The organism is Pajaroellobacter abortibovis, assembly GCF_001931505.1.
GTDB lineage: Bacteria > Myxococcota_A > Polyangia > Polyangiales > Polyangiaceae > Pajaroellobacter > Pajaroellobacter abortibovis.
On the sequence record NZ_CP016908.1, the window covers coordinates 252,436 to 276,032 of the forward strand.

General features: G+C 48.0%; 27 protein-coding genes. 17 read left to right on the plus strand and 10 right to left on the minus strand.

The features are described 5' to 3' along the window. Positions 1-443: 443 nt before the first annotated feature. The 11 genes from BCY86_RS01245 to BCY86_RS09300 all read left to right on the plus strand — a co-directional run bounded on the left by BCY86_RS01245 (position 444) and on the right by BCY86_RS09300 (position 6,612). Positions 444-695 (plus strand): hypothetical protein, encoded by a 252-nt coding sequence (locus tag BCY86_RS01245; protein ID WP_075276099.1) that lies wholly within the window; start codon positions 444-446, stop codon positions 693-695. 529 nt (positions 696-1,224) lie between these two features. Beyond that, entirely contained in the window at positions 1,225-1,440 is a 216-nt protein-coding gene (locus BCY86_RS09540; protein ID WP_156864973.1) for a hypothetical protein, read from the plus strand. Positions 1,441-2,204: 764 nt separating this feature from the next. Continuing rightward, positions 2,205-2,465 carry a hypothetical protein gene (locus BCY86_RS01260; protein WP_075276102.1) on the plus strand — a complete coding sequence of 87 codons (261 nt, stop codon included), beginning with the start codon at positions 2,205-2,207 and terminating at the stop codon, positions 2,463-2,465. 190 nt (positions 2,466-2,655) lie between these two features. Next, entirely contained in the window at positions 2,656-2,856 is a 201-nt protein-coding gene (locus BCY86_RS09545; RefSeq protein ID WP_156864974.1) for a hypothetical protein, read from the plus strand. A gap of 265 nt (positions 2,857-3,121) precedes the next feature. Then, positions 3,122-4,231, plus strand: a complete 1,110-nt coding sequence (gene dnaJ, locus BCY86_RS01270; protein WP_075276104.1) for a molecular chaperone DnaJ — start codon at positions 3,122-3,124, stop codon at positions 4,229-4,231. 18 nt (positions 4,232-4,249) lie between these two features. Next, entirely contained in the window at positions 4,250-4,723 is a 474-nt protein-coding gene (locus BCY86_RS10245) for an ATP-binding cassette domain-containing protein (protein ID WP_245776240.1), read from the plus strand. Then, positions 4,720-4,896, plus strand: coding sequence for a hypothetical protein (locus BCY86_RS10250; protein WP_245776241.1), 177 nt, complete (start codon positions 4,720-4,722; stop codon positions 4,894-4,896). The genes BCY86_RS10245 and BCY86_RS10250 overlap by 4 nt, the downstream gene beginning before the upstream one ends. 29 nt (positions 4,897-4,925) lie before the next feature. Beyond that, positions 4,926-5,168 (plus strand): ATP-binding cassette domain-containing protein, encoded by a 243-nt coding sequence (locus BCY86_RS10255; protein WP_075276106.1) that lies wholly within the window; start codon positions 4,926-4,928, stop codon positions 5,166-5,168. A gap of 106 nt (positions 5,169-5,274) precedes the next feature. Then, positions 5,275-5,520 carry a hypothetical protein gene (locus BCY86_RS10260; protein WP_245776242.1) on the plus strand — a complete coding sequence of 82 codons (246 nt, stop codon included), beginning with the start codon at positions 5,275-5,277 and terminating at the stop codon, positions 5,518-5,520. A 16-nt stretch (positions 5,521-5,536) separates the two neighbouring features. Further along, positions 5,537-5,986, plus strand: coding sequence for a hypothetical protein (locus BCY86_RS10265; protein WP_075276108.1), 450 nt, complete (start codon positions 5,537-5,539; stop codon positions 5,984-5,986). A gap of 32 nt (positions 5,987-6,018) precedes the next feature. Next, positions 6,019-6,612: a glutaredoxin family protein gene (locus BCY86_RS09300; protein ID WP_172824762.1), complete on the plus strand. Its 594-nt coding sequence runs from the start codon at positions 6,019-6,021 to the stop codon at positions 6,610-6,612. Between the two features lie 16 nt (positions 6,613-6,628). On the opposite strand, the gene rsmI is transcribed toward BCY86_RS09300, so the two are convergent. Both rsmI and BCY86_RS01310 read right to left on the minus strand, forming a co-directional pair. Continuing rightward, positions 6,629-7,501 carry a 16S rRNA (cytidine(1402)-2'-O)-methyltransferase gene (gene rsmI, locus BCY86_RS01305; RefSeq protein ID WP_075276109.1) on the minus strand — a complete coding sequence of 291 codons (873 nt, stop codon included), beginning with the start codon at positions 7,499-7,501 and terminating at the stop codon, positions 6,629-6,631. Further along, positions 7,501-8,673 carry a sigma-70 family RNA polymerase sigma factor gene (locus BCY86_RS01310; RefSeq protein WP_075276110.1) on the minus strand — a complete coding sequence of 391 codons (1,173 nt, stop codon included), beginning with the start codon at positions 8,671-8,673 and terminating at the stop codon, positions 7,501-7,503. Before BCY86_RS01310 ends, rsmI begins: the two co-directional genes overlap by 1 nt. A gap of 349 nt (positions 8,674-9,022) precedes the next feature. On the opposite strand from BCY86_RS01310, the gene alr reads away from it, so the two are divergent. Continuing rightward, positions 9,023-10,246, plus strand: coding sequence for an alanine racemase (gene alr / locus BCY86_RS01315; RefSeq protein ID WP_245776243.1), 1,224 nt, complete (start codon positions 9,023-9,025; stop codon positions 10,244-10,246). 29 nt (positions 10,247-10,275) lie between these two features. Here the strand turns inward: alr and nadA are convergent, their stop codons facing one another. Then, positions 10,276-11,244, minus strand: coding sequence for a quinolinate synthase NadA (gene nadA / locus BCY86_RS01320; RefSeq protein WP_075276111.1), 969 nt, complete (start codon positions 11,242-11,244; stop codon positions 10,276-10,278). A gap of 71 nt (positions 11,245-11,315) precedes the next feature. Then, a complete protein-coding gene (pyk, locus tag BCY86_RS01325) occupies positions 11,316-12,740 on the minus strand; it encodes a pyruvate kinase (protein ID WP_083604100.1) in 1,425 nt (474 codons plus the stop codon). Positions 12,741-12,952: 212 nt separating this feature from the next. On the opposite strand from pyk, the gene BCY86_RS01330 reads away from it, so the two are divergent. Together BCY86_RS01330 and BCY86_RS01335 are read left to right on the plus strand one after the other, a co-directional pair. Further along, complete coding sequence (locus BCY86_RS01330) at positions 12,953-14,290, plus strand: HD domain-containing protein (protein WP_075276112.1); 1,338 nt, start codon at positions 12,953-12,955, stop codon at positions 14,288-14,290. Then, a complete protein-coding gene (locus BCY86_RS01335; RefSeq protein WP_075276113.1) occupies positions 14,266-14,913 on the plus strand; it encodes a hypothetical protein in 648 nt (215 codons plus the stop codon). The genes BCY86_RS01330 and BCY86_RS01335 overlap by 25 nt, the downstream gene beginning before the upstream one ends. A gap of 20 nt (positions 14,914-14,933) precedes the next feature. On the opposite strand, the gene BCY86_RS01340 is transcribed toward BCY86_RS01335, so the two are convergent. The 4 genes from BCY86_RS01340 to BCY86_RS01355 form a co-directional block, all read right to left on the minus strand. Continuing rightward, positions 14,934-15,833: a hypothetical protein gene (locus BCY86_RS01340; protein ID WP_075276114.1), complete on the minus strand. Its 900-nt coding sequence runs from the start codon at positions 15,831-15,833 to the stop codon at positions 14,934-14,936. Positions 15,834-15,851: 18 nt separating this feature from the next. Beyond that, a complete protein-coding gene (locus tag BCY86_RS01345) occupies positions 15,852-16,385 on the minus strand; it encodes an ExbD/TolR family protein (protein ID WP_075276115.1) in 534 nt (177 codons plus the stop codon). Between the two features lie 15 nt (positions 16,386-16,400). After that, positions 16,401-16,970: an ExbD/TolR family protein gene (locus BCY86_RS01350; RefSeq protein WP_075276116.1), complete on the minus strand. Its 570-nt coding sequence runs from the start codon at positions 16,968-16,970 to the stop codon at positions 16,401-16,403. 129 nt (positions 16,971-17,099) lie between these two features. Next, entirely contained in the window at positions 17,100-17,759 is a 660-nt protein-coding gene (locus tag BCY86_RS01355) for a MotA/TolQ/ExbB proton channel family protein (RefSeq protein WP_075276117.1), read from the minus strand. A 461-nt stretch (positions 17,760-18,220) separates the two neighbouring features. Between BCY86_RS01355 and BCY86_RS01360 the strand changes: the two genes are divergently transcribed. From BCY86_RS01360 to BCY86_RS01370, 3 genes are all read left to right on the plus strand, one after another. Then, complete coding sequence (locus BCY86_RS01360; protein ID WP_245776244.1) at positions 18,221-18,895, plus strand: MotA/TolQ/ExbB proton channel family protein; 675 nt, start codon at positions 18,221-18,223, stop codon at positions 18,893-18,895. Positions 18,896-19,151: 256 nt separating this feature from the next. Then, complete coding sequence (locus tag BCY86_RS01365; RefSeq protein ID WP_075276118.1) at positions 19,152-19,727, plus strand: ExbD/TolR family protein; 576 nt, start codon at positions 19,152-19,154, stop codon at positions 19,725-19,727. A 2-nt stretch (positions 19,728-19,729) separates the two neighbouring features. Then, a complete protein-coding gene (locus tag BCY86_RS01370; RefSeq protein ID WP_083604101.1) occupies positions 19,730-20,362 on the plus strand; it encodes an ExbD/TolR family protein in 633 nt (210 codons plus the stop codon). 33 nt (positions 20,363-20,395) lie between these two features. Here the strand turns inward: BCY86_RS01370 and rodA are convergent, their stop codons facing one another. After that, positions 20,396-21,562, minus strand: coding sequence for a rod shape-determining protein RodA (gene rodA / locus BCY86_RS01375; RefSeq protein ID WP_075276119.1), 1,167 nt, complete (start codon positions 21,560-21,562; stop codon positions 20,396-20,398). Continuing rightward, entirely contained in the window at positions 21,541-23,595 is a 2,055-nt protein-coding gene (gene mrdA / locus BCY86_RS01380) for a penicillin-binding protein 2 (RefSeq protein ID WP_075276120.1), read from the minus strand. Before mrdA ends, rodA begins: the two co-directional genes overlap by 22 nt. Positions 23,596-23,597 lie beyond the last annotated feature (2 nt).

Consider the following 23,597-nt stretch of genomic DNA (forward strand, 5'->3'; position numbering starts at 1 on the left):
GTTGCTTCGTTGCGGTGTTCGGTGGGTGTGTTGTTATGATCCTCAGCCTGGGAGGATTCGAAAAAGCTTCCCCTCTCTTTCTTCATCCTTTTCATTGAGTGTATGTGTGCTGTCTGTAGGGGAACTGGCACGAACGCAAAGCATTTTTGATGTGGTGCTCATCCCTGAATATCATGGAGGTCCCAACTCATCTAGATATGATTCACCAGTTGCGTCAGTTGGTGGGGCAGGAAGGGACAGTTGGACTATATGCCCCCTATCTGCCCAATGCTTCTCAAGAGCCTTCTTCCTGCTCATCTATGGATGGGGTGTGAAGAAATGTATGAAGTGATTTCCGCGCAGTTCTCTTGTGTATAGATGGTAGGGTAGCTCCCTTTCTATGGGTTGTATTGGCGATACTGGGATAAGAAGGGAAGACTTCTTCTGTCGCTTTCCATGCGCAGTTGATTGAATTCTCCCCTCCTCCTGAAGGATTGATAGGGATTGGCAGTGACTGTGTATTGCCTCTTGAACCTTACACCATCATTCAAATTCGTTCGCTCGAATTGGATGAGACAAGTAGCCAATCGAGGATACGAGAGCTTCTTCACAGGCTCGAGGGGCAGAAAAGAGAGATCAAGCAACTTCGTGCGGAGGTGGATGGGTGGGCTTTTCAATACGCTTGTCGAGAAGGGAAATTACAGGCCAATCAGTAGAAAATAGCAGAGCTGGAGACGGAATTAATGAAGCTACAACAACAGAGAACATTGAATCGAGAGGGATAGGAGTCATTGCCCTGCCTGCCCCACAGGGGTTTTCAGACAGCTGAACGGAGGAAAGAACGGTCATCGACCAAATGGGATGAAAAATTGACAGGAAAGAAGTGACGGGTTTAACAAAAGAAAATCTTAGTCTTTGGATTCCGAGTAAAGAGGGGGAGGAATCTTGATAAAGAAATTCTTAATGGTGAAATGAAATGCAATCGCCACCATTCCCTGGATCACCTGCTGTGGAGGGGGAGGAACAGAGCAGTCCCATTATAATCATCCGGATGGCTCTGCTGCAACGGATGGTTCTTCTACAACGGACGATATGGTCGATGGAGGGAGGAATGGATCTGATGCTTCTCCTTCTAATCCTAGTGCTTCTCTACAAGATGGCCACTTTGTCCCTAAAAATGAGGTTCAACCTTGTACGATCCCTTTGGATCCATGAGTTTTCTATTACCTGCCAGGTTATGACGCTGTGACCCCACGCAGTGGAGTCTCAAAGCTGAAGGAGGGGGGGAGGCCACCTTTTGCGGTAAAAACACAAATCCACTGGCTCTGGCTCCAAGCTGGGTTACCCACTATTAAGTGGGGTGTGGGGTTCTCTCCTGGTCCTGATCTGGATCCACCGCGTACACGCCTTATTTGTGTTAGCCCTTCCAATCTAAAAGTGGGAGAACAGATCAGTGAGTAGGCATTCCGCATCGATTTTTATGCAAAGGTCCATGATGCAGTGGATGAAGTTGTCTTCTTGAGCCGTTAGTCCGGTCCCAAGCAGACGGCAGTGGGTTATGGAGTTGGCTTTGAGAATAGTGTGTTGGTCTTTTCCGTCCGGAATCATAAAATCCACTCCAGTCCTTTGACGCTCCCTTCAGGGACCTTTTTCATGCTGCAATTGTTTTCAAGGTGGGAAGACGCAGAAAACCTACCTCGATGGGGTTCTGCAAGGGGAAGAGACGGATAAACGCCAGACCCCACCCCAAGCAGGCCCTTTTTATAGCCTTCTATTTGGTGTGAGGGGGCTTTTGATCGGAGCGAACGTCAGTGGAAGAAATGGTCTGGAAGGGGGCATGGGGGAAGTGTGGCCTTGGAACGCTGCCTTAACGAACGACGAAGTGCAGCAATTTGTAGCTAAGGCGACGCCTCTGATGCCAAGCGATGCCTGTAATAGTTCGCGATTTACAAGGAGATGGCATGAATATGACGTTATCTTTAAAGATAACGAAGATCGTTTGATAAGGCAGTACCTGATAAGACAGGAATTTTATTGTTCCTAAGGAGAATCATGACGCTGACTTCATCGCGGATGGGTCTGGGGGACAGAAGGAGAAGGGATATCGTAATAAAGAGGGAGTTCCTGGCCATGTCCTGATCGACTTGCATATTGTTTATTACTTGCCTGGATGTCGTAGGGATCATCCTAAACAAGGGAGTCTTGAGCGTCAAAGGGTGGAATAGATGCTGCTATTTTGGAATAGAAGTATGATCACGGAGTTGACTCCACAAACCTCGTGGTTTGAAGCCCTTCAATTTGGGGTTGGCTTCCTTGCTACAAGGATACGAGAGCCAAGCCATCAACAGTTGGTCACAGCTGCTCCTGCGACGCCCACTGTAGAATGGGGCCAAGTGAATGATCAGGCATTTAGTGTTGACTTCTATCTAAAAGTCCATGTCTTGCCTGCGACGCGAGAGGTGTTCGCCATGTTGTTGATGCAGTGAGCAATGAATAATGAGAGTCAAGGTTACTATCTTATCCTTCATTACAACAACATGATCAATTTCAATGTTAGGTCTAGATTTATTAAGGCAGATAAAGATTTGGCTCTGGGAGCAGTGATTCACATCGCGTGTGTTTTTAAAGTTGGAGAAACGTGTCAACTCTGTATTAATGGCGTTTTCAAGGGGGAGAATGCGAATCGAACTAACATTCCAATGCGAGTGGATATGCCTAACATTGCCGTTGATGGTAGGGGCCCATCCAAATGGAAGTCATGTGCTTGAGGGTTCGATTGAAGAGCTGATGCTTTGGAATAGTGCTTTGATGAATGATGAAGTGAGGGCCATTGTGGCCAACGATCCTGAGCCTGGGATCAAGCGATGCGTGGAGTGATATGTTTGTTGGATCGATTGATTGAGGTAGCTGTACGGAGTGGATAGATTTACCTGGGTGGACTCATCGGGGGGGAGCGCATTGGGGAAGAATGCTGTATCGCGATGCAAGGATGCATTGACACTTCCATTTCTTGAATTATGGTAAAAAATATCTTCTCTAAAAGGTTTCCTCATGCTTCTTTTAAGTAGTACAAGAAGAGGAGAGGGGAGAAGCTATACAATAAGCAAAATAAAGGATCAGTTTCTAGGAGAGGAAATGGTTAATGTCTAGTTCCTCGGAAAAACGTTGTTTTTATGAAGTACTCGGATGTCATCGGACGGTTTCTCCTGAAGGGATCAGGCGTGCTTATAAGCGAGAAGCATTGAAGCATCATCCCGATCGGAATCCGGGGGTTCCGATGGCTGAAGCTCGTTTTAAAGAAGTGAATGAAGCATACCAAGTACTTTCGAACGAAAATACGCGTAGGATTTATGATCGATTTGGACATCAAGGCCTTGAAGGGGGTGGTTTTGATGTGGGTGATGTCGATGTTTTCTCCCATATGCAAGATTTGTTTGATGAGCTTTTCTCGGGAGGGAGAAGTGGGAGCTCTTCAAGACGGGGGGCTGCTCTCCAAACCGAAGTTCGCCTTTCATTGCGAGAGGCGGCATTTGGATGCAAACGAGAAGTCAATGTCCGCATTCCCAGTCGGTGCGTTTCTTGTAAAGGGACGGGTGCGAAGGATGGCACATCGATGGAAATGTGCAGCACGTGCCAAGGGGCGGGTCAGGTCTCCAGCAGCCGTGGGTTTGTGATGTTTACCAGTACTTGCTCCAGATGTCAGGGTCAAGGGGCGATGATCACAGAGACCTGTGCGGTTTGCGAAGGGGGTGGGGTGACGGAAAGATCATCTAGTGTGATGGTATCTTTCCCTGCTGGGATCGATTCGGGACAGAGATTGCGCATTCCGGGTCAAGGGGGGAAAGAGTCGGATGGAAGGACAGCAGGCGATCTCTATATCCAAGTGGAAGTAGAAGAGGACCCAACGTTTGAACGGGATGGGGTTGATCTGATTGTGCGTGTCCCTGTCTCTTACGCAGAAGCCACCCTAGGGGCTCAGATTCAAGTTCCCGTGCTCGAGCAGACTGGGGAGTCGAGCTTCTCTTTCTCGCTTCCTCCGGGGACGCAACCAGGCACTTTGTTTACCATTGAAAATCGTGGAATCCCTCAGCTAGATAGAAGAGGGCGGGGAGCGTTAGTTGTGATCATTCAAGTAGAAGTTCCTCTGGCGGTGTCTGACCGTGTGCGGGAGTTACTGGGTGAGCTAGATCGAGAGCTCAAAAGAAAAGAGGATGGAATTTCTCTGCAGGATTGTGCGGTGGTCGCACAATAACTTGTTTTTTCAATGATCTTGCAAGTAGAGGATGTATCGTTTGGGTACGGGCCGAAGCTTTTATTCGAAAAGGGTAGCTTTCTTCTCAATGCGGGCGAACGAGCTACGCTCGTTGCGAGTAATAGAGTGGGGAAGACGACTTTCTTGCGCTTGATAGCCGGTGAGTTGGAACCTGAAGAAGGGGTAATTGTTCGAAAGAAAAAAGCAACGGTTGGCTATTACAGACAGTCTCATCAGCTGTCTGTCGAAGGGAACGTGTTAGATGCATTGCTCTCTGGATTCCAGCCGATTCTTGGGCTATGTTCGCAATTGAATCAGCTCCATCAGGCGTTGGAGAGTGGTGGGGGACAAGCGAGTTTGCAGCGCTTGGCTGTGCTTCAAAACCAATATCACCTGGCTCAGGGGGATGCACTCGAACATCGGGTGGCCAAGATCGCTCATCAGCTCGGATTTCCTCCTACCGTGCTTCAACGTCCGTTTTGGATGCGGTGACTACCCAAACCATTGAATTGAGTCATTGGGGGATCCGCGTTTATCCAGTTCCTTATACAGAGTACACGCAGCTTCGAAAGGAAGAGTTACAGAAAGAATGGGCGCTTCACGAGGGGCGGCAGGCGAAAATGGCTCGTTCCCGAGAGTTTATTCGACGCAATATTGCTGGATAGAAGAAAAACAAGCGCGGAGCCGAAGAAAAATGCTCGGAAAATTGGAGATTGTCGAGCGGCCTCACAATATGTGGGCTGATGCAGAATGGATGACCCTTCAATTTGCCCCTGCTCAGCGTTCGGGGGACATTGTACTCGAAGCTAAAAAGCCTTGCCCTCATCGTGGCGATCGACTTCTCTTCCAAAACCTCAACCTTCTCATCCGCCGCGGAGATCGTCTCGGTATCATTGGGCCAAATGGTTCAGGGAAATCAATTTATTGTCTCTTTTAGCAGGGCGTGGTTATCCTGAGATAAGGGTATATTGCGGCGAGGCGCCAATCTGAAAGAGGGGCATTTTGACCAGCATCTTAGGGAGTTGTCAGAGGATCCGACAGGGGTGGAGAAAATTCAAAAGGTGAGGGGAGATTTCACGATAGACGCTGCTCGACAATGCCTAGGCCGTTGCCGGTTTGGAGGAGATGATCCTTTGTGTCTTGTCCGGTTGCTATCCGGTGGTGGGCGTTCTCGTTTAGCGCTCGCCAAACTTCTCTTAGAGCTGCGCAGTCTCCTTTTTTTGGATGAGTCTACCAATCATTTAGATATCCCTCCGACGGAGATTCTAGAGGAGGCACTCTTAAATTGAGGGAACGCTGTTCTTTGTGTCTCACGACCGCCGTTTTCTCGAGCGGATTGCTACGCGCATTGTGAGCATTCAGCAAGAGCAAGTCGAGCTGTGTCCGGGAAAATTCCTCGATTTTAAAGAAAGAAGAGGGAAGGACCTTGCTTCTTTGGAAGCGGAGAAGTTTGCTGTGCTGTCTGCTCGACAGAGCTCTTCCATCCCTCTCAACAAAAATGCTATGTATGATGCCCACCGCAAGCGGCGAAAAGAGAGGGAGAGGAGGAAGAAAAGGAAGGTAGAGCAAATCGAAAAACTGGTTGCATTGAATGAAGAAGCGCTCGCGCAAAAGCGTTCCGTGCTCAGTGAGCACCCCCCTGATGATTGGGAACAATTGATTCGTCTTGCCGAAGAAGCTCGGCTTTTGCTAAAAAAATTAGATGGATTGGTGGAGGAATGGACAGCGTTATCCAGCAAAATCGAATCTCTATAAAGGCCCTGATAGGTTTTTGCTGCTTGCTCTGCATGTGTTCAAAAAAAAACGCTGATTTGGAGCAAGCGAATGCTCATGCTGGAATTCAGGTGGAGGTGAAGGACAGTACGGAAGGACTCATGCTGACCTGGATTGATGAAAAAGGGGCATTTCATGTAGAACAGAAAGTGCAAGACGTCCCTTTTATGGGACGGGATGTTGTTCGGGTGATGGATCCTCGCAATATGCAAGATGCCTATGGGAATATGGTTTTCATCGCGGATCTGCGCTCTCCTCGCCCTGATGGAACGTACTCAGTCCATAGCATGAATCGACAGGAGTTTGAGCAGATCGCTCAATCGAGAAGGGACAAAAACACCTTCATTTCTCCGCAGGTAGTTATTTATGGAGCCTCTTGGTGTGAAGCATGCCATCAGGCTGCACTCTACTTTCGTAAAAAAGGGATTGAGCCGGTCGAGAAAAACATTGAGGCGGATGAAAAGGCGGCGCAGGAGATGCGTGCCAAACTCGAAAAGGCTGGTTTGCACAGTAGTTCGATTCCTGTTCTCGAGGTTCGGAGGGTTCTGTTCGTTGGATTTAATCCAGAACAGGTGGAACGGATTCTCGCGCGTGGAGACCATCCCTAATGGCTTCAAGATGCTCTTATTTTTGTCTGTTTTTTACTTGGAGTACCTGAGCATAGAGGTCCCGCTTAGATTTTCCTCCACTTTTAGCCATTAAGTGATTAACCACATTTTTAGTGGTCTCTCCTTCCGCAAGAGCGCGTTCAATCGTTTCTTGGAGCTTGGATTCATCCAGTGATGTACATGGTGAGGTCATGGTGTAAGGCAAATCATGGGGGCCTAGCACCAGTGTGATCTCTCCTCGCCATTCTTCTCGAGGGAGAGAGGCAAGTTCAGCCAGAGACCCACGAAGGAATTCCTCGTGGATCTTGGTGATCTCTCTTGCGATACATGCGAGGCGATTTGGGGTGAGAGCGCTCAGGTCGTGTAGTGTTTTTGCGATGCGGGTAGGTGCTTCGAAGAGAATGATCGATTCAGAGGTGTTCCCTATGTGAAGAAGAGTGTTGCATCGATTTTTTCCTTCTCGCGGTAAGAATCCAAAAAATCGAAATCTTCCGCCCCCCAGCCCGCTCCCGACGAGAGCGGATAGAATCGCGCTCGGTCCTGGAATCGGGACCACACGAAACCCCGCATTGAGCGTAGCAGAAATCAAAGCATCTCCTGGATCGCTAACAAGAGGGGTGCCTGCATCTGTAACAAGGGCTATCTGCCCTCCTTTTTCCAACAGTTGTACAATCAGTTCAATATGGGTGGGGGGGGAGTGCGCGTGCAATGAATGGAGCGGCTTCCCAGAGATATTGAGGTGGCGCAGCAGAGCAAGTGTGCGGCGAGTGTCTTCAGCGACCACATGGTCACAGGAGCGTAATGTATGAATCGCTCGTAATGTGATGTCTTCTAAATTCCCAATCGGTGTCGACACGACAAAGAGAATTCCAGGGGTTGCCGCGGACATTATCCTGTTTCAGCGAAATCTTCTAATTCGTTGCGTAGGTATTCTCGGAGACGTTTGGTAATGCGCTGCTCCACTTGGCGTACTCGCTCTCGGGAGATATGGAAGCGATCGCCTAGCTCTTGAAGGGTAAGCGGGTCATCCGCTATGAGACGCTCATCAAAAATGGCCAATTCCTTTTCTCGGTCCCCCAATGTTTTTCGAAATTCTGCAAACTTTTCTTTGAGGAGCGCCTGCATCTCTCCTTCAGCGAGAGACGTTTCAGGTCCTTCTTCACTGCTGATTAAGGTATCGATTTTGCTGATGATGCGTCCCTCTACATTGCCTACAGGGACATCTAGAGATTTTTCACTCATCGCTAGACGTAAATCCATCTCCGCAACTTCGTTTTCGCTGACACTCAATCGTTTAGCAACTTCTGCATCGGTAGGGTCGATCCCCCGTGCCATAAGTTCAGATCTTGTTTTCCGAAGGTTGAAAAACAGTTTTCTCTGTGTCTGTGTTGTTCCGAGTTTAACAAGACGCCAGTTATTCAGTATGAAGCGCAGGATATACGCACGTATCCACCAGGCCGCATAAGAAGATAGCTTGACCCCTCGATAAGGATCATAGCGTTTGACAGCCTGCATAAGACCAATGTTCCCTTCTTGGATGAGATCCATTATGTTCTTATAGGCTCTTCTGTATTCGTAAGCGATTTTGATCACGAGGCGCAAATTGGCTGTAATGAGCCTTGCTGCTATAGTAGGTTCTCCTGTTTTAACCCATTGAGTGGCGAGCTGCTGCGTTTCTTCTGCACTGAGAAGCGGATGGCGTTTAATTGCGCGGAGGTATGTGGTCAGTGGATCCAGTGGCTCAATCGCGCTGGTTTTCTTGGAAGGAGTTAATTTAAACTCATCGTTCTTTTCCTCATCGACTGTTTCTTCTTCAGGTGTGAGCGATAAATGGGAGGGATGATTCTCTGCGAGGAGAATCTCCTGTTCATTGAGGTCGGAATGATCGACAGAGACCTGATGGGTTGGAATCAACTCATTCGATTCCATAACTTTAAGAAGGGGTAAAGCTCTCTCCGATTCCCTGGCAAAAGTAGTTTGTTGCTCAGAGGCTAAAGAAGAGGAATCCTGTTTGGATAGACTGTTTAAAGTGGGTTGGTGGGGCTTTTTCGATCTTGCCATGATACATTAAATTTTCTGTACAGGAGGGGGCCAAAAAGGATGAGATATTTTTGCTGGAGCTTTTTGAGTTCTTTGAGTAGAAGCTTTAATTCTCTGATGAGGGGACAAATAGGAAGCATTGAATGGGGCTTTGACAAAAAACCATTCTGTCACAGAAGGGGTGCTCAGCTGGAGCAGAAGATCGGCCTTTTTGAACAGATAAAGATTCTTTTCAATCTACCATAGAATAGGCTATCCTCCGAGAGGATTGTCATATAGCTTCCAAAAAGGGTTGTATGAATAGCTTCAAGTCTCCATAGCAACTTGAACAAACGGGGTGATGAGCCAAAAATGTCTTTGGGAGAATCTTATGAATAATGCTTATGATGCCCCCGTCCGTATTTTTTGCCAGCGCCGAGCGACTCCTCATAATGCGATAAGGCCGACTCGTGCGGAAGTCAATCTCGCTGCGTTGCGGCATAATTTGCGTGTGTTGAAGCGTCTTGCAAGGGAGACTCCTGTTTGGGGAGTTGTGAAGGCAGATGCCTATGGACACGGTGCTCCTGCTGTTGCCCGCACGTTGGAGCGTATGGGGATCGCCGGATTTTGTGTTGCTTTGCCTGAAGAGGCGTTTGAACTACGCAATAGTGGCATTCAGATCCCTATTTTGGTTATGGGGGGGTGCTATGGAAGCGTTTATGCAGATTTACTCGCGTATCAACTGACCCCTGTGATTTATGACTTCAGAGATGTCGAAGGATTTGCTCGGTTAGTTCGTGCGGGATTTTCTGGGGGGCCGATAGATGTGCACCTCAAAGTAGATACGGGGATGGGCCGGCTTGGTGTGACCATGCGGGACCTTCGAAGTTTTGCGAGTCGTCTTACCTCTTATCCCCAGGTGCGCGTGTATGGAGTGATGAGCCATTTTGCCTCTGCCGATATCCCTTCGTCGGAGATGATGGTGGAACAAGTTGCTCGCTTGGAAGAGGCGACTGCCATCCTATCTTCGTATGGGATCCAGCCCGTTCTTCGTCATATAGCGAACAGCGCTGCGCTTTTCCGCAAATGCACGCCATTGGATGCTGTTCGTCCGGGGATTGCTCTTTTTGGGATCCCTCCGAAGGCAAAGGCGTATGAAACCGAATGGGAGCGAATCGGATTTGAATCGTGGCTCGATCTCAAGCCTGTGATGCGAGTCCGCTCTGAGATTGTGGCATTGAGAGAAGTTGAGATGGGGGACTCGGTGAGCTATGGAGCCTTGTGGACAGCAGGTCGCCTTTCTCGAATTGCCACTGTACCGATGGGATATGCGGATGGTCTTTCGCGTCGTTTGTCGAATCGTGGCTATGCTCTTGTACGAGGGAAGAGAGCTCGGATGGTGGGTGCTGTGTCGATGGATATGGTGATGCTTGATGTGACGGAGCATCCAGGCGTTTCTGTAGGGGATGAAGTCGTCATCCTCGGTTCACAGCAAGGTCCTCTGGGCAAAGATCATATTGAACCTGCCGAGATTGCAGATCAATCTGGGACTATTCCATGGGAAGTGCTCACATCGATTTCGAGAAGGGTCCCCCGTTTCTATCGCGAACCTTAACGGGAGAAACAAAAAACGGAGTGTATTGGTTAAGAGGCACTCAACTCGAGCATCCGTTGAATTGGGATGTGTGCTTGCTCTATCAGCGTTGCGCTCAACTTAATCTCTGGCTTGAGATCTCGCAGCGATAAGTAGACCTTTTCTAGCGTATTTTTCCGCATAAAAGGGCATTCGTTGCAGGCACAATCGTTTTGCGGAGGGGCAGAGATGAAAACCTTCTCCGGAGCTTTCTTCTTGAGCTGATGCAGAATGCCAGGCTCTGTCGCAATAATGAATTCTTTCTTGTTGCTGGCAAGGGCGTGGTTGATGATGGCTGTGGTGGAACCGATGAAGTCTGCCATGTGGAGAAGGATAGGTTCACACTCCGGATGGGCTAAAATTGCAGCTTCAGGATAGCGAACCTTGAGCCCAACCACTTTGCGTTCGCTAAAGGTTTCATGAACGATGCAGCTGCCCGACCATAAATGCATCGAGCGCCCTGTTTTCTTTTGCAGGTAGTGCCCTAGATTTTTATCGGGCGCGAAGAGAATATCTCGATCGGCAGGCAAGTGGCGGATGATGGTTTCTGCATTGGAAGAAGTTACAATGTAATCAGAGAGAGCTTTTACTTCTGCAGAACAGTTAATGTAAGTAACAACAGCTGCGCCGGGATGTTGCACTATCCACTTCTGAAAAGCGGGTGCTGGGCAGCTTTGAGCTAGTGAACAACCGGCTTCGAGATCGGGCAGGACAACCGTTCGATCTGGGTTTAAAATCTTGGCTGTCTCCGCCATGAAGTGAACACCTGCAAAACAGATGGTGGAGGCAGATGTCTTTGCTGCTGCTTGAGCGAGCTGAAGTGAATCTCCTACTACATCGGCAATATCTTGAATTTCGGAGTCTTGATAATAGTGGGCTAAAATAATCGCGTTCCGCTCCACCTTGAGCTGTTGAATCGCTTCAATAAGATCAGACGGGATGGGCGTATCTGCCCACGAAGATGAACAAGAGGGGTACATATTGTTTCACAAATAAAAATAACCTGTGTTTTCTAAATTACGAGATGAAGATGGTGTATTTTTCTTAAAGCTCAAAGCATATGCACACGGATAGAGTTCGTGCTTCCACTGACACCAAAAGGGGCTCCGAACACCATGACGACTTTATCGTTAGGGGAGGCAAAACCGAAATTGAGAAGATCATCGGTGCACCAGCAAATGAGCGCATCCATATCGTGAAGAGGAGGTGCTTCTCGTGGAATGACGCCCCAGTACAGTCCCATTTGTCTGCGGGTTCGAGGATTAGGAGAAAAAGCGATGATCGGAATGTATGGCCGAGCAAGACTGACTTTAATGGCGCTAGATCCTGTCTCGGTGAACGCCACTAAAAACTTGGCTCCAATTTCTTGTGCTGTTTTGCAGGCCCCTCGCGCAATAGCCTCGGCAACCGTGGTGGATTGATGAGGGGGAACCATTTGGATGGAATAGGGTGGTTCTTCCAGGAAAAGACTGGTTTCTGCAGCAGTTGCAATCCTGCTCATCATCATCGTGACGAGTGCGGGATGAGCCCCTGTTGCCGTTTCACCGGATAACATGAGCGCATCTGTCCCTGAAAAAATAGCATTGGCCACATCGCTCGCTTCTGCGCGAGTTGGCCGTGTGGCTGCTGTCATCGATTGCAACATTTCTGTGGCTACAATGACAGGTCGTTGTACACGCTTTGCTGTGTTGAGAATTTTCTTCTGAATAATGGGTACTTGTTCCGGTGGGAATTCGACGCCGAGATCCCCGCGAGCCACCATAACACCATCTGTAGCTATCATGATGCTTTCTAGATTTTCAACTGCATCGGGTGTTTCAATCTTTGCGATGATCGGAGTCGGCTGATTCCATTCTGCACACAGCTGGCGGACGAATTTAATATCTGAATCCCGTCTGACAAACGAAAGGGCGACGAAATCAACCCCTTGTTCGAGTCCGAAATGAAGGTCGTCGCGGTCTTTTTCGGTCAGAGCGCTGACCCGCATCGTGCGACTCGGTAAGTGAACTCCCACATAGCTGCGCATCGTCCCTCCTTGGACAATGGAAGCTAGAATCCGATCCTCTTTAATTTCTGCTATCTTCGCAACTATTCTTCCATCATCGAATAGAATCGTGTCGAAAGGTCGCACATCGTTGGCTAGTCCCTCGTAAGGGATAGGAATAACGGAAGGATCACTGCTTTCATTCCCTTCGATTAGGGTGACATGAGTGCCTACCTTTAATTCATATCGTTCTGGAATTTGCCCCGTGCGCATTTTGGGGCCGCAGAGATCCTGCAATGCAGGAATCCACTTTCCCGACTGTCTGCTCGCTTCTCGTAGATAATTGATGTGTTTCAGGTGTTCTGCTTGGGTGCCGTGAGAGAAGTTGAGGCGGGCTACATCCATCCCTGCTTCAATGAGCCCTTTGATAGCTTCTACTGAGTTACAAGCGGGCCCAAGCGTGCATACGAGTTTTGAGCGACGAACCATCATAGTCAAAGTGCGCCTTTTCTGAGTGCTTCTTGTAATTCGAAGGATTTAACCCTGAAAGAAAAGGACTGGATTCCGGACGATCAAAAAAGCAGATCCTTCTCCTACACAAAGATAAAGATAAAAAGATTACAGGTCAAACATTAGGCTACTCTCGCTTAAAACTGCAATATAAATTAAAGAGGTTATGATTATGGCATTCAGAAAGGGATTCAATGATATTACGCGATCCTGTTCATGGATTGGTTAGTTTTGAGACGGATGAGGAGCAGGTCGTCCCTTTGTTGATGGCTTCTGCGGAAGTGCAGCGGTTGCGGCGTGTGCGTCAGTTGGGGCTCACTTCACTCGCTTTTCCTGGTGCAGAGCATACTCGTTTTGGTCATGCGATTGGTGCGGCTTTTGTGATGAAGCGATTTCTTACCCGTCTGCGTTCGATTCAACATGTGCTCCCTTTCTGGCAGCAGGTGACCTCTGATATCGCCCGCGATGCTCTTGCAGCTGCACTGCTGCACGATGTTGGTCATGGTCCATTTTCTCACCTTTTTGAGGGGACTATTAAAAGCTCTTCTTCTCATGAAGTGTGGACGGAGCAGATCCTTCTCGAGCCTGCGAGTGAGGTGCATCGTCTCCTGGTTTCTCTTGATCCAGGGATGCCGCAGCGGGTTGCTGCTTTAATCCGAGGGGAGCACCCTTTGCCCTATTTAGCGAAAGCTGTGAGTGGGATGATGGATGTCGATCGGTGTGATTACCTATTGCGAGATGCTTATGCGACGGGTGTGAATTACGGCTCGTTTGATTTGGATTGGCTTTTTCAAAGCTTGTGTTTCAGTCCCACAGCCGATCCTTCTTGTGCCCCTTCGCTTGCGATTCATGGGACCAAAGGTCTCCCAGCGATCGAAGCTTTTATTCTGGCCAGACTATTCATGTATCAGCAAGTTTATTTCCATAAGGCTTCTCGTGCAGCTGAATGGATGATCCGATCTCTTCTCAAGCGGGTTACTGCTTGTCTGAGCGAAGGAGGACATCTTCCGCAAGTTCCTCGCGCGATTAAACAGGCAGCTTTAGGGGATGCGATCGACCTCACGGATTACCTTGAGCTCGATGATGTAGCATTGACCTTTGCAATGCACGCTTGGGAGGCTGTCTCTGATCCAGTGCTATCCGATCTTGCACAGCGTATTCGCCATCGTCGTCTTTTCAAAACCTTGGAGCTGTTTGGTGAGCACGCAAAGCAAGAGAATTGTGATCGGCTTCTTCAGATTGGAAAAGAAATCGCCAAAGCTGGTGGATTCGATCCGGATTTTTATATCGGTCTTGATGTGGCGAGCCATGTTGCGTTCAGTACCAAGCAAGACCCCTTATTGGTTGTCTATGCAAAAGGGCCTGCTCGCTCGCTTGATCACGTTTCCTTCCTTCTCGGTCGATTGGCGAATCAACAGTTGGCTCGCATTCGACTTATTTTTGCTCCTGAGTTGAGAGAAGATATTGTCGCGGCGATTGGTTGTGAAGTAGGAGAAGAGCAGTCCTCATGCGCTGCTTCCTTTTCTTCTTGATCGGTTTTCTTGGTTTTTCGAATGCAATGGGGGTGAAAGATGCGTACGGTCATCCGATAGAGAGGGGGTTGTCTCAGGAGGACTCTTCGTATGGTCGTTTGGAACGTCCTGCTGCACTGTGCGTAGGTGCTGGCACTACGGTTGATTCATGGAAGCGATTCCGCAGCATTTTGGATGGTCGGTTCCGCTATTTGGATACGATCGGGATTTTTGTGAATTATGAGGAAGGGAGTCTTTTCGATGAATCAGCCCCCTCTCTTCGTGTGTTGGCGGGTGGATTTGAATTGCGTCCTCTCTTTTTAATCCGTTGGATAACGGGGTCTACATTCGGTAATCCGCGTTGTGATCTGCTTTTGGATTCTCTCGAGCTTGAGTTTGGACTTTTTGGAGCTCAAGTGAGGAAAGCTGGGCGACTCGAATGGGATCGGGGATTTCAAGCTGGGTTGGGCTTAGAATTCCCTATTTTCCCTTCTGCTCAGGGGTTGTGGCTGGGAGCGCATACGGGAATGCGGTGGACAGAAGTGAGTTTTGAGCAGGGAACTCCTCAGGGGCCTGCTTCCTATATTTCGTTGACGCTGAGTTGGCACCAATTTATCCCCTTCTTCTATCGCCTCACAAACTGAAGAAAACGGTTGAAGAAGAGTTAATAGGCAACGGCTTCTTCAAATTGTCTGGCTAGATTGCAGTTGTTTTCTTGGCGGTGAATTGCATTCTGGATATCTTCATCCATACTGTGGGGACGATGGATAGAGAGGGACGATCCGTGCCCCATCTTGCGTACTCGTGCTTTTTCTGCACCAGAGGGGAGTTCAAAAAGGTGAATTCGGGTCCAATGGGGTGTGAGCTGGATGGTCTCTAGTGTGAGGGATGAAGGGGAGGATTGATCTGGAGGGTAGATGGGGAGTTCATCGAGAAGCAGGCACAAAAAATGAGTTTGATGAATAGCATCGATAGCAATGGGGATCTCTTCTTGTATTACTTTCTGGTACTCCGTTTCTAAAATGCGCAGTTGGAGAAGAGAACTCGCTTGTCTGATATTTGTTGACCAATGGCTTTCTAGGATTTGGGTTGCTGAGTAGACTTGGCTTAAAGACCAGAGCGGTGCGATGGCAAGTTTCCCCTCTTTGGTCGAAGGCGAAGTGGATCTGTGAAGGCAGCTCGTAAATCCATCTTTGCGGGACGCGAGGATAGCAGGGACGAGGGTGACTCTGTTTTTCCCATCTTCTTGAAGCAATCGCAGATAAAGACCTGCCTCGGATCGAAAATTCCAAGAAGAGAAGGACGGCTCGAGCCAGTCGCCTTTCCATTCCGTTTGCGCAGCGGTCTGAATCAGTTGTTCGAGTTGATTGCGGAACTGGAGCCAAGCTGGTTCAAGCGATCGTTGGATGGTTTCTTGATCGTGCAGCAAGGAGGTTCGCTTGTTTTCAATTTCTCGATAGGTGACCCACAGATAAATTATTTCACTTAAGAGGAGTCCTGTTGGGATAACTATCCAAAATCGATAAAGCGGATTTTTGCGCGCTCGTTGATAAGAGTTAGTCATCTCCGCAGTCTATCGAGATCAGTTTTTGAGGCCGCTTACCATGAAGCTCACATGGGGATAGCCAGCAGTCGCAGCGGTCTGAAAGACGCTTTTGACAATCAAGGCAGATACATCTTGATCGATTTGGAGGATGGCTACCCCTGGGAAATCTTTTCCAGGATGGGTTTGTTTCCAGAGATCTCGTTTTGCTTTGAGTGCGTTGAACAGATCTTCAATATGGGTCACTTGTTTGTTTTGCTCGATCGCCTTGATATCCCCCGCAAGTGCTCCATCGACGAGGATAGATTCACCGCTTACAGCCGCGATGGGGGCATCCATCATATCTACGGTATTGCTTGCTTTGGGCAAAGTAATGTTTTTGGCGATTGGAGTTTCGCCAGATGCACTGAAAGTCATCAAGAGGAATACAACCACCACGATCAAAAAGTCGATCATGCTTGTCAAAGAAAGGCCTGCAGCAACAGAACGAGAACCATGTCCTCCGAGTTTGTCTTCAACAAACCGTAACCCGACATGATGCATCAATCGGCGACCTGGCTTTTGAATAGGCATTGCGCAGCTCCTCTCTTAATTCATGGAAAACGAAATATTGAATGCGGACACCATATCGTCTTTCGTACTTCCACCGAGAGACCGTTTTGGCGCGGAGATGGCGTCCATAATTCCAATGAGGTTGGTGTAAGGGGTATCATTGGTTACATGGATGATCGCTTGATCGAACTTTGGATCAGTTGGGGATTGATGTTGTCCTTGTGCTTGCCATTCTGAAGTGACTTTTGCAGCTAGCTGAGGATAGAGAACAAGACGGTTGTTGCCTTGGATAACTACTTCCTCTTGACGTGGAATCGTCACGCTGCTGATCAAAGTCGCTCCTTGTTTCCAGGAGAGAGTGAATTCATTTGAGGAACTCATTTCGAAATGCAGCTTCTTTTCCTTGTCCTCTTGATTCGCACCTGAGCTAGCAGGACCTGGCAGTTGAGCTTCTGCATTAAGGCGCGCCATATGGGACCATACAGCTGTGAGCAATAGAAAAGAGATAGTCACCATCAGTAGGTCGATAAAGGGGACCATGTTAATTTCTGAGTCCACTTTACGGCGGCCACCGCCGCCACCACCTCCAACATCAATCCCTGCCATAATTCTTAATCCTTCAACTGTTTGAAACAAACAGCAAGAGACATTGAATTCGTTTTGTCTCTCTCCAAATGCTGTTTGCGCTTTTCGATTAAAGTGATTGAAAAGACAACAACTTGATTCTTACTGTGGTTAGTGAGTTACAGGTAAGGATGCTACGTTAATCCTTTGGCGGTTGGTGACGACCAAATTGAGTATGCGAACAGTCGCTTCGTGGATATCGTCCTCGATTCCTTGAGATTTGCTATTCAATAAAGCAAATCCGATGAGTCCGGTGATAGCAACGATAAGACCGAAGGCAGTGCAGTTCATTGCTTCTGAAATACCTTCTGCAAGAATCCGTGCTTTTGCACCTGGATCAACGTTTTCTCCTGATACAGCTCCGAAACTTGTGATCAGTCCGGTAACCGTTCCAAGCAATCCTGATAACATCGCGAGGTTGGCGAGAAGCGCGAGGAATCCGGTTCGTTTTGAGATTAAAGGCATTTCTCGCAAGGCTGCTTCATCCATGGCAGCTTGGACTTCTTCATCCGGGCGATTGACTTTAGTGAGACCGGCTTGAACGATTCGGGCCAATGGGGCATCAGCAGCGGCGCATAGTTTAATTGCTTTGCTGATGTCTCCAGCGAGAATGCAGCTTTGCAAGGTGGAAATGAATACTTCTTTGTTGATGGATGCACCGTAAAGATAAATAGCACGTTCTAGAATGATTCCAGTGGTCAGGACTGACCAAAATAGAATGGGGTACATTCCCCATCCCCCTTCACGAAAATGTTTCCAAAGAGCAAGCATCTGTCTATTCCTCTTTCTATTTTCTCAACTAAGTTATGCAAACGGGCTAGCATGGTTACTGATGTAGATTCAATAGTGCATCTTCATACATTTGTGTGTCGAACGATCTTTTTCAAGCCTAGTGTTGACTTGAGGAAGTATGAAAAGGTACTGCTACCAGCATTATTTATAATCCTAAAGTAAAAATAGTTCATATCGGAGAAGAAAAGGGGAGAGGGTGTTCACGCAGCGCTGTACCCACAGTGCAAAACAGCTCTGTGTGTATGATCAACTTGAGGTGAACTAAAAGAAGTCGTTCAAAATAAAAAATCCCTGACGACTAAGTTGAAAAAAATAGTAAATTGAGTCATCATATGTAGCCATTGAAATTCACATCGCTAACAAAGATGGGTGGGCCTTATGTCCCCCTCCATTTGATATCGGTAGAATTAGAAAGGAGTAAGATGGGGATGTTGAGTGCAATGAGTTTGGGGAACATAAGTGTAGCTGCTGCAAATGAAGGCGGCTTGATGGAAGCCTTTAGAGAGAACCCAACGTTCTTATCGATTAACCTTGTCGTGAGTGCGATCGTAGTTGCGATGATCGTGGAGAGAACGATGTTCCAGTTGACGAAGTATAAGGTTGACTCAAAGGAGTTTTTTGCTCAAATTAAAAAGTTAGTAACTGCAGGGAATCTGGATCGTGCGATCAAGCTGTGTGAAGCTGGTGATTATCCAACGCTTCAATTGGTGAAAGCTGGTCTTACTCATGCAAATCAGGGTCCTGATGAAATCGATGCTGCGATGAGTGAAAAGATTGGTGAGATTAAGCCTGCAGTCGAGAAAAGAATAGGGTCTCTTTGGTCACTTGCTAATATCGCAACACTGGTCGGTCTTCTCGGAACGGTTCTTGGTCTTATCCATACCTTCGGCGCCGTTTCTGCTCCGGGGTTGAGCGCAGCTGATCGTCAGCGCATTCTTGCGAGCGGTATTGCAGAAGCCATGTATAATACTGCCTTTGGGTTAGGTATTGCTGTGACCTGTATGATCGCTCACTTAATTCTTCATCAGCGATCGAAGAATATTCAGCACGATCTTGATGCAACGCAAGAGCGGATTTTCAACCTTTTGACGCTTTACGCACGTCCAAACAGTTGAGTGCCGATTTGCTCAATTCCATGCATACATAGTGGATGTGGTATTCGAATGGTGTGGCACCGAATCCAGGGGATTGTTATGAAACGCGATGAGTTTTTCCTCTTCTATCCTCAAAGAGGAAAATGAGGAGAGAGCGATCGAGTGGGGTCAAGCAAAAGAAACATCTACCCTTAGTGTTTTTGTCTGAAATAGTACATATGGGGGGGATGATCCATCCCCTGGGCGGGAGATCAGACTGGCAGTGATTGGAGAGACTATGGCGGAAGAAAAATTAAGTGCTGCGCAAAGGAGCAAAATACGTCGCTTATCTGCTCCTAAAGAGCTGTCCCCAGATGAAGAAGGTGGAGAATTAAATATTGTTCCCTTTCTTGATATCGTTACCAACGTTTTGATGTTTGTGTTGGCAACAGTAAGTGTTACATTTACCGCTACCATCGATACATCACCACCGAAACTTGGGGGAGGGGCTGGTGCGCGTGCGCCAACTGCTCCAACATTGGGGTTGACCATTACGCTTGTACCGGGTGGGTTTAGTATCAAAGCGAGAGGTGGAAACGTCGCTCCTGGATGCAAAGATACTGGGCCTGGTTTGGCCATTCCAAAAGTTGTTGGGATCAGTGGTGGAGAAGATTACGATTACGCTTCGTTAACCAGTTGTGTGAAACACTTGAAGAACGTGTCCCCTGATTTTAAAGATGAAACCCAAGTGACGGTTAGTGCTAACCCAGATATCTCGTATCAGGCGATTGTTAGTACGTTGGATGCGATCCGAAAGGATGAAACAACAGGTGATGCTCTTTTCCCTGATGTCAATTTCGGAGTTGCGAGGTAATCATGACTGAACAGCCGACATCTCAACAAAGTCCTTCTTCTTCTGCTAAGCCTGCTGTACTTCCGAAAAGACAGCAAGGTGCAAGCATGGTGGTCTACAAACGGGAGCTCCGCAAGGAGATTCGACGTCGAGCTGTCGAGCCTGAGATTAACTTTCTCAACATCACTGCGATGATGGACATGATGACCATCATCCTGGTCTTCCTTCTGAAAAGCATGAGCTCTTCGAGTGCCTCGATCCCTCAGTCTGCGGATTTGCAGATCCCTAAAAGTATTTTGATGACAGAGGCTTCTCAGGAAGGGCTACCACTCATTGTTTCCAAGAGCAACATTGTTGTGGATGATAGTTCAGTATGCCCACTCCCTGCGAATCGCACGTTGGGAGTGGAGGCAAAATATAAGCGGAATGGCCCTAATGATCTCTATATTGTGCCATTGGCTAACTCTCTCCAATCATGGCGTGAGCGGGACAAGCAAGTGAGAATTGCTACGGGGAAAGATCCGAGTTCGTCGGAGGCTATCATAATAGCGGATGCAACAACCCCCTATCGTCTCTTGACGGAGCTCCTCTTTACCCTCGGGCAAACAGAATTTGCCAAATTCCATCTGTTGGTGTTGCAGTCTGCAGCTAAGTGATCGGTGAGCAATCGAGAATGGGGGTGGTCCTAGTTAGAAGTTAAGGTTGATTCGGGAGAAGGGTGGCACTCCTGCTGCGTGGAATCGCCGCATCGATACATTCATCAGCAAGCCTATCCCCATTAAAATGGTCAACACACTGGAGCCTCCGTAGGAGAAGAGCGGGAGTGTTACACCTACGACCGGGAATAGGCCTACAACCATTCCTAAGTTGAAGAGCGCGTGCCAAAAGATAAGCGCGCCAACGCCGATAGCCAACACTGCCCCAAAACGGTCGCGAGCGGTCGAGGCGATCCGGATGGCCCACAGAACAAGAAAGCCATAGAGGCAAACTAACGTAAAGCAGCCTATGAATCCCCAGTCTTCTGCAAATACGGCGAAGGGGAAGTCGCTGTACTGATCGGGTAAAAAGAGAAACTGGTTTTGCGTGCCTCGCATAAATCCTTGCCCGCGCATCCCTCCATTTCCAATGGCGATCCGTGCGTGGTGGGCATGCCAGTTTGAGCCCAAGATATTCGCTTCAGGGTTGAGGAATGCTATGATCCGTTTTCTTTGGTATTCTTTGAGAACATAAGACCAGATTAGGGGGAGGAAAATCGCTGTGCTTGCGCTCAAAATCAAAATGCTGCGGAATTGGATCCTTAAAAGAGAACAAATCGACAGAAAGATGAGCCCATGAATCAACGCCGTCCCTAAGTCGGGCTGTTTTAGAATTAAAAGAATAGGGAGCAAGCAGATGATCGTGGGAGTCATCAATGTCTTGAGCGAGCGAGGCTCTGTCCGCGGGTCATTGTGAAGATATTTTGCAAGCGCAATGATCAGCAGCAATTTCATCAATTCGCTTGGTTGCAAGCTGAGAGAGCCGATGTAAAGCCAGCGTGAACTTCCGCGGATGTCGCGGCCCAACATCAAGACAAAAGAAAGCATAATCAGACCGATGCCATAGAGAATATAACCGAGTCGCTCATAATGGCGGTAGTCAATGGAAGCGACAAAGATAGCCAGGATCCCTCCGGCTCCTAACCAATATACCTGCTGCATATAAATATCTTGTAACTTTGCTCGCGCGATGCTGGTGGCTGAGTACAAATTAATGACTCCCATCACTGCAAGGGCTACCGTCACTAAAAAAAGAGCCCAGTCGAAGTGATCTTGATTTCGCCATGAGTTCTTCGTGGCTAAAGCCCTTTGTCCCTCCATGATGAACCTTTGCTATTCTGGTTGATATCGGTAGTAGGGGTTGAAGTTGAGGGGGATGTGTGTGAGCGCATCGAAGAGAGGCGGAAATAATCTTGGAAGATCCGCATGGCTATAGGGACAGCATTTCTAGGGCCTGACCCTCCATGTTCTAAAAGAACGACTACCGCAATCACCGGTGATTTGAGGGGAGCAAATCCTGCGAACCAGGCATGATCTCGATGCTCATGAAACAACTTGGAATTTCGGTTCTGAATGATTGTTCCGCCAGTTTGGGCAGTTCCTGTTTTCCCTGCAATGTCCAGATCGAGCGCATGCATTGGATAGGCAGTCCCTTTGGGAGAGGTAACCGCCTCTTTGAGACCATCTTTAATAATTTCGAGATGTTCTGCACTAAAAGGGAGGTGTGCTCGTACCCGAGGTGGGAAATCTTGGATGATAGAGCCGTCATTTCTTTCAATAGAACGGATGATTTGAGGGGCGTATAACGTGTCTCCGTTTGCAATTGCCGCATAGGCAAGTGCCATCTGAAGGGGAGTGATCATGGTATCCCCTTGTCCGATCGATGTGTTGAGTGTAAGTCCAATTCGAAATTGTCCTGGGTGCTTCAAATTGTACCAATAACGTGTGGGGATGCGGCCTGCTGCTTCGGCATTCATCCCGATTCCTGTCTTTTCACCTAGACCGAAAGAGGAGGCCACTTGAGCGATCCGATCCATCCCTGCTCGTTCGGCGACTTTGAAGAAATAGACATTGCAAGATTGAGCGAGTGCTTCCCGGAGTGTCATCTTTCCATGAATGTGAGAGCAACGGAAAATGCGGTGACCTAAGGTGATAGACCCTTTACATTCGACCGTTTCTTCTAGTTTGACAAGATTGTCGTGAAGAAGAGCCAACGCCGTGAACGGTTTAAACACCGAACCAGGATGGAATGTGCCGCTCATCGTTCGGTCTAACATGGGGTAGAACGGGTTGCTTTGAAGTAGTTGAAAAGCTTCTCGAATCCGATTTCGCCCTCCTCCTCCTGATAGTTCGTTGAGATCAAAGTCAGGTTTGGAATACAGCGCTAGTAAACGTCCTGTTTGTACTTCAACGACTACAGCAGCGCCTCTTTTAAAAAAGGCAAACGCTTTTTCAATCGCTTGTTCAAGTTCGATATCTAAGGTGAGACGAATATTCTTCCCAGCGATAGCTTTGCTTCGGATAGGAGCTTCTAGTAAGCGCTCTATTTCAGGTCCTGTGCGGTAACGTCCTCGTGCATCTATGATCCGTTTTTCCCACCCTTTTTGCCCTCGCAGAAAACTCTCTGCCAATGCCTCTACACCGCTAACCCCTAACTTGTCTCCGAGTTCGTACGCAAGAGGATTGGTTTTTTTCTTCTCTTCTTCATTCCAATGCTCATAACCTTGCGGTCGAAAGCGGCTTAATGTTTCTGGATTGATCTCAGAGAGGTAGCCGATTGTGTGGGCAGCAAGATGATTGTAGGGATAATCGCGTATCAATGTGCTTGTGACTCCAACACCGGGCAGTTCCGATTGATACTGTTTCAATTCAGCAATGATATCTCTTGGAAGATCTTCGCGGATTACAATTGAACGCCAACAGGGTGAGCGTTCTTCTTGAGTGATACAAGCTGTTTTCATTTTTTGTTCGAATTGGTGCCGTTCGCTTGGATTTAATCGGAGAATATCGGTGAGGCGTGCCCACGATTCGTTCTGATTGGAATGGAGGTTGTACTGTGAATTGCTAGAGCTGAGCATCATTCGACCTGGTACAATGAAGGCGTTGTAAATAGGGCGATTGGTCGCTAGTACTTGTCCATAAGCATCTCGAATAAGCCCTCGTGTGGTGGTTAAGCTGACGCGTCGGACGATATTTTGTCTCGCAATCCCTTCGTATTCTTTGTGGGATAGGATCTGAAGTTGGAATAATCGGATCAGAATGGTTGTAAAGGCGAGCAGGGTGATCAGGATCAGCCACCGATAGCGCTTTCGAAATTCGCCTGCATCTGCACGGGATAACAGAAAGTCACTCATGG

Coding starts and splice junctions, on each gene's coding strand:
- BCY86_RS01310 (WP_075276110.1), bottom strand. CDS start 8,673: ATGGCAAGATCGAAAAAGCCCCACCAACCCACTTTAAACAGTCTATCC.
- nadA (WP_075276111.1), bottom strand. CDS start 11,244: ATGTACCCCTCTTGTTCATCTTCGTGGGCAGATACGCCCATCCCGTCT.
- rodA (WP_075276119.1), bottom strand. CDS start 21,562: ATGGAGGGACAAAGGGCTTTAGCCACGAAGAACTCATGGCGAAATCAA.
- dnaJ (WP_075276104.1), top strand. CDS start 3,122: ATGTCTAGTTCCTCGGAAAAACGTTGTTTTTATGAAGTACTCGGATGT.
- BCY86_RS01340 (WP_075276114.1), bottom strand. CDS start 15,833: ATGACTAACTCTTATCAACGAGCGCGCAAAAATCCGCTTTATCGATTT.
- BCY86_RS01345 (WP_075276115.1), bottom strand. CDS start 16,385: ATGCCTATTCAAAAGCCAGGTCGCCGATTGATGCATCATGTCGGGTTA.
- BCY86_RS10255 (WP_075276106.1), top strand. CDS start 4,926: ATGCTCGGAAAATTGGAGATTGTCGAGCGGCCTCACAATATGTGGGCT.
- BCY86_RS01350 (WP_075276116.1), bottom strand. CDS start 16,970: ATGGCAGGGATTGATGTTGGAGGTGGTGGCGGCGGTGGCCGCCGTAAA.
- alr (WP_245776243.1), top strand. CDS start 9,023: ATGAATAATGCTTATGATGCCCCCGTCCGTATTTTTTGCCAGCGCCGA.
- BCY86_RS09300 (WP_172824762.1), top strand. CDS start 6,019: ATGTGTTCAAAAAAAAACGCTGATTTGGAGCAAGCGAATGCTCATGCT.
- BCY86_RS01330 (WP_075276112.1), top strand. CDS start 12,953: ATGATATTACGCGATCCTGTTCATGGATTGGTTAGTTTTGAGACGGAT.
- mrdA (WP_075276120.1), bottom strand. CDS start 23,595: ATGAGTGACTTTCTGTTATCCCGTGCAGATGCAGGCGAATTTCGAAAG.
- pyk (WP_083604100.1), bottom strand. CDS start 12,740: ATGATGGTTCGTCGCTCAAAACTCGTATGCACGCTTGGGCCCGCTTGT.
- BCY86_RS01335 (WP_075276113.1), top strand. CDS start 14,266: ATGCGCTGCTTCCTTTTCTTCTTGATCGGTTTTCTTGGTTTTTCGAAT.
- BCY86_RS09545 (WP_156864974.1), top strand. CDS start 2,656: ATGCGAATCGAACTAACATTCCAATGCGAGTGGATATGCCTAACATTG.
- BCY86_RS01365 (WP_075276118.1), top strand. CDS start 19,152: ATGGCGGAAGAAAAATTAAGTGCTGCGCAAAGGAGCAAAATACGTCGC.
- BCY86_RS01360 (WP_245776244.1), top strand. CDS start 18,221: ATGAGTTTGGGGAACATAAGTGTAGCTGCTGCAAATGAAGGCGGCTTG.
- BCY86_RS01260 (WP_075276102.1), top strand. CDS start 2,205: ATGCTGCTATTTTGGAATAGAAGTATGATCACGGAGTTGACTCCACAA.
- BCY86_RS01355 (WP_075276117.1), bottom strand. CDS start 17,759: ATGCTTGCTCTTTGGAAACATTTTCGTGAAGGGGGATGGGGAATGTAC.
- BCY86_RS01370 (WP_083604101.1), top strand. CDS start 19,730: ATGACTGAACAGCCGACATCTCAACAAAGTCCTTCTTCTTCTGCTAAG.
- rsmI (WP_075276109.1), bottom strand. CDS start 7,501: ATGTCCGCGGCAACCCCTGGAATTCTCTTTGTCGTGTCGACACCGATT.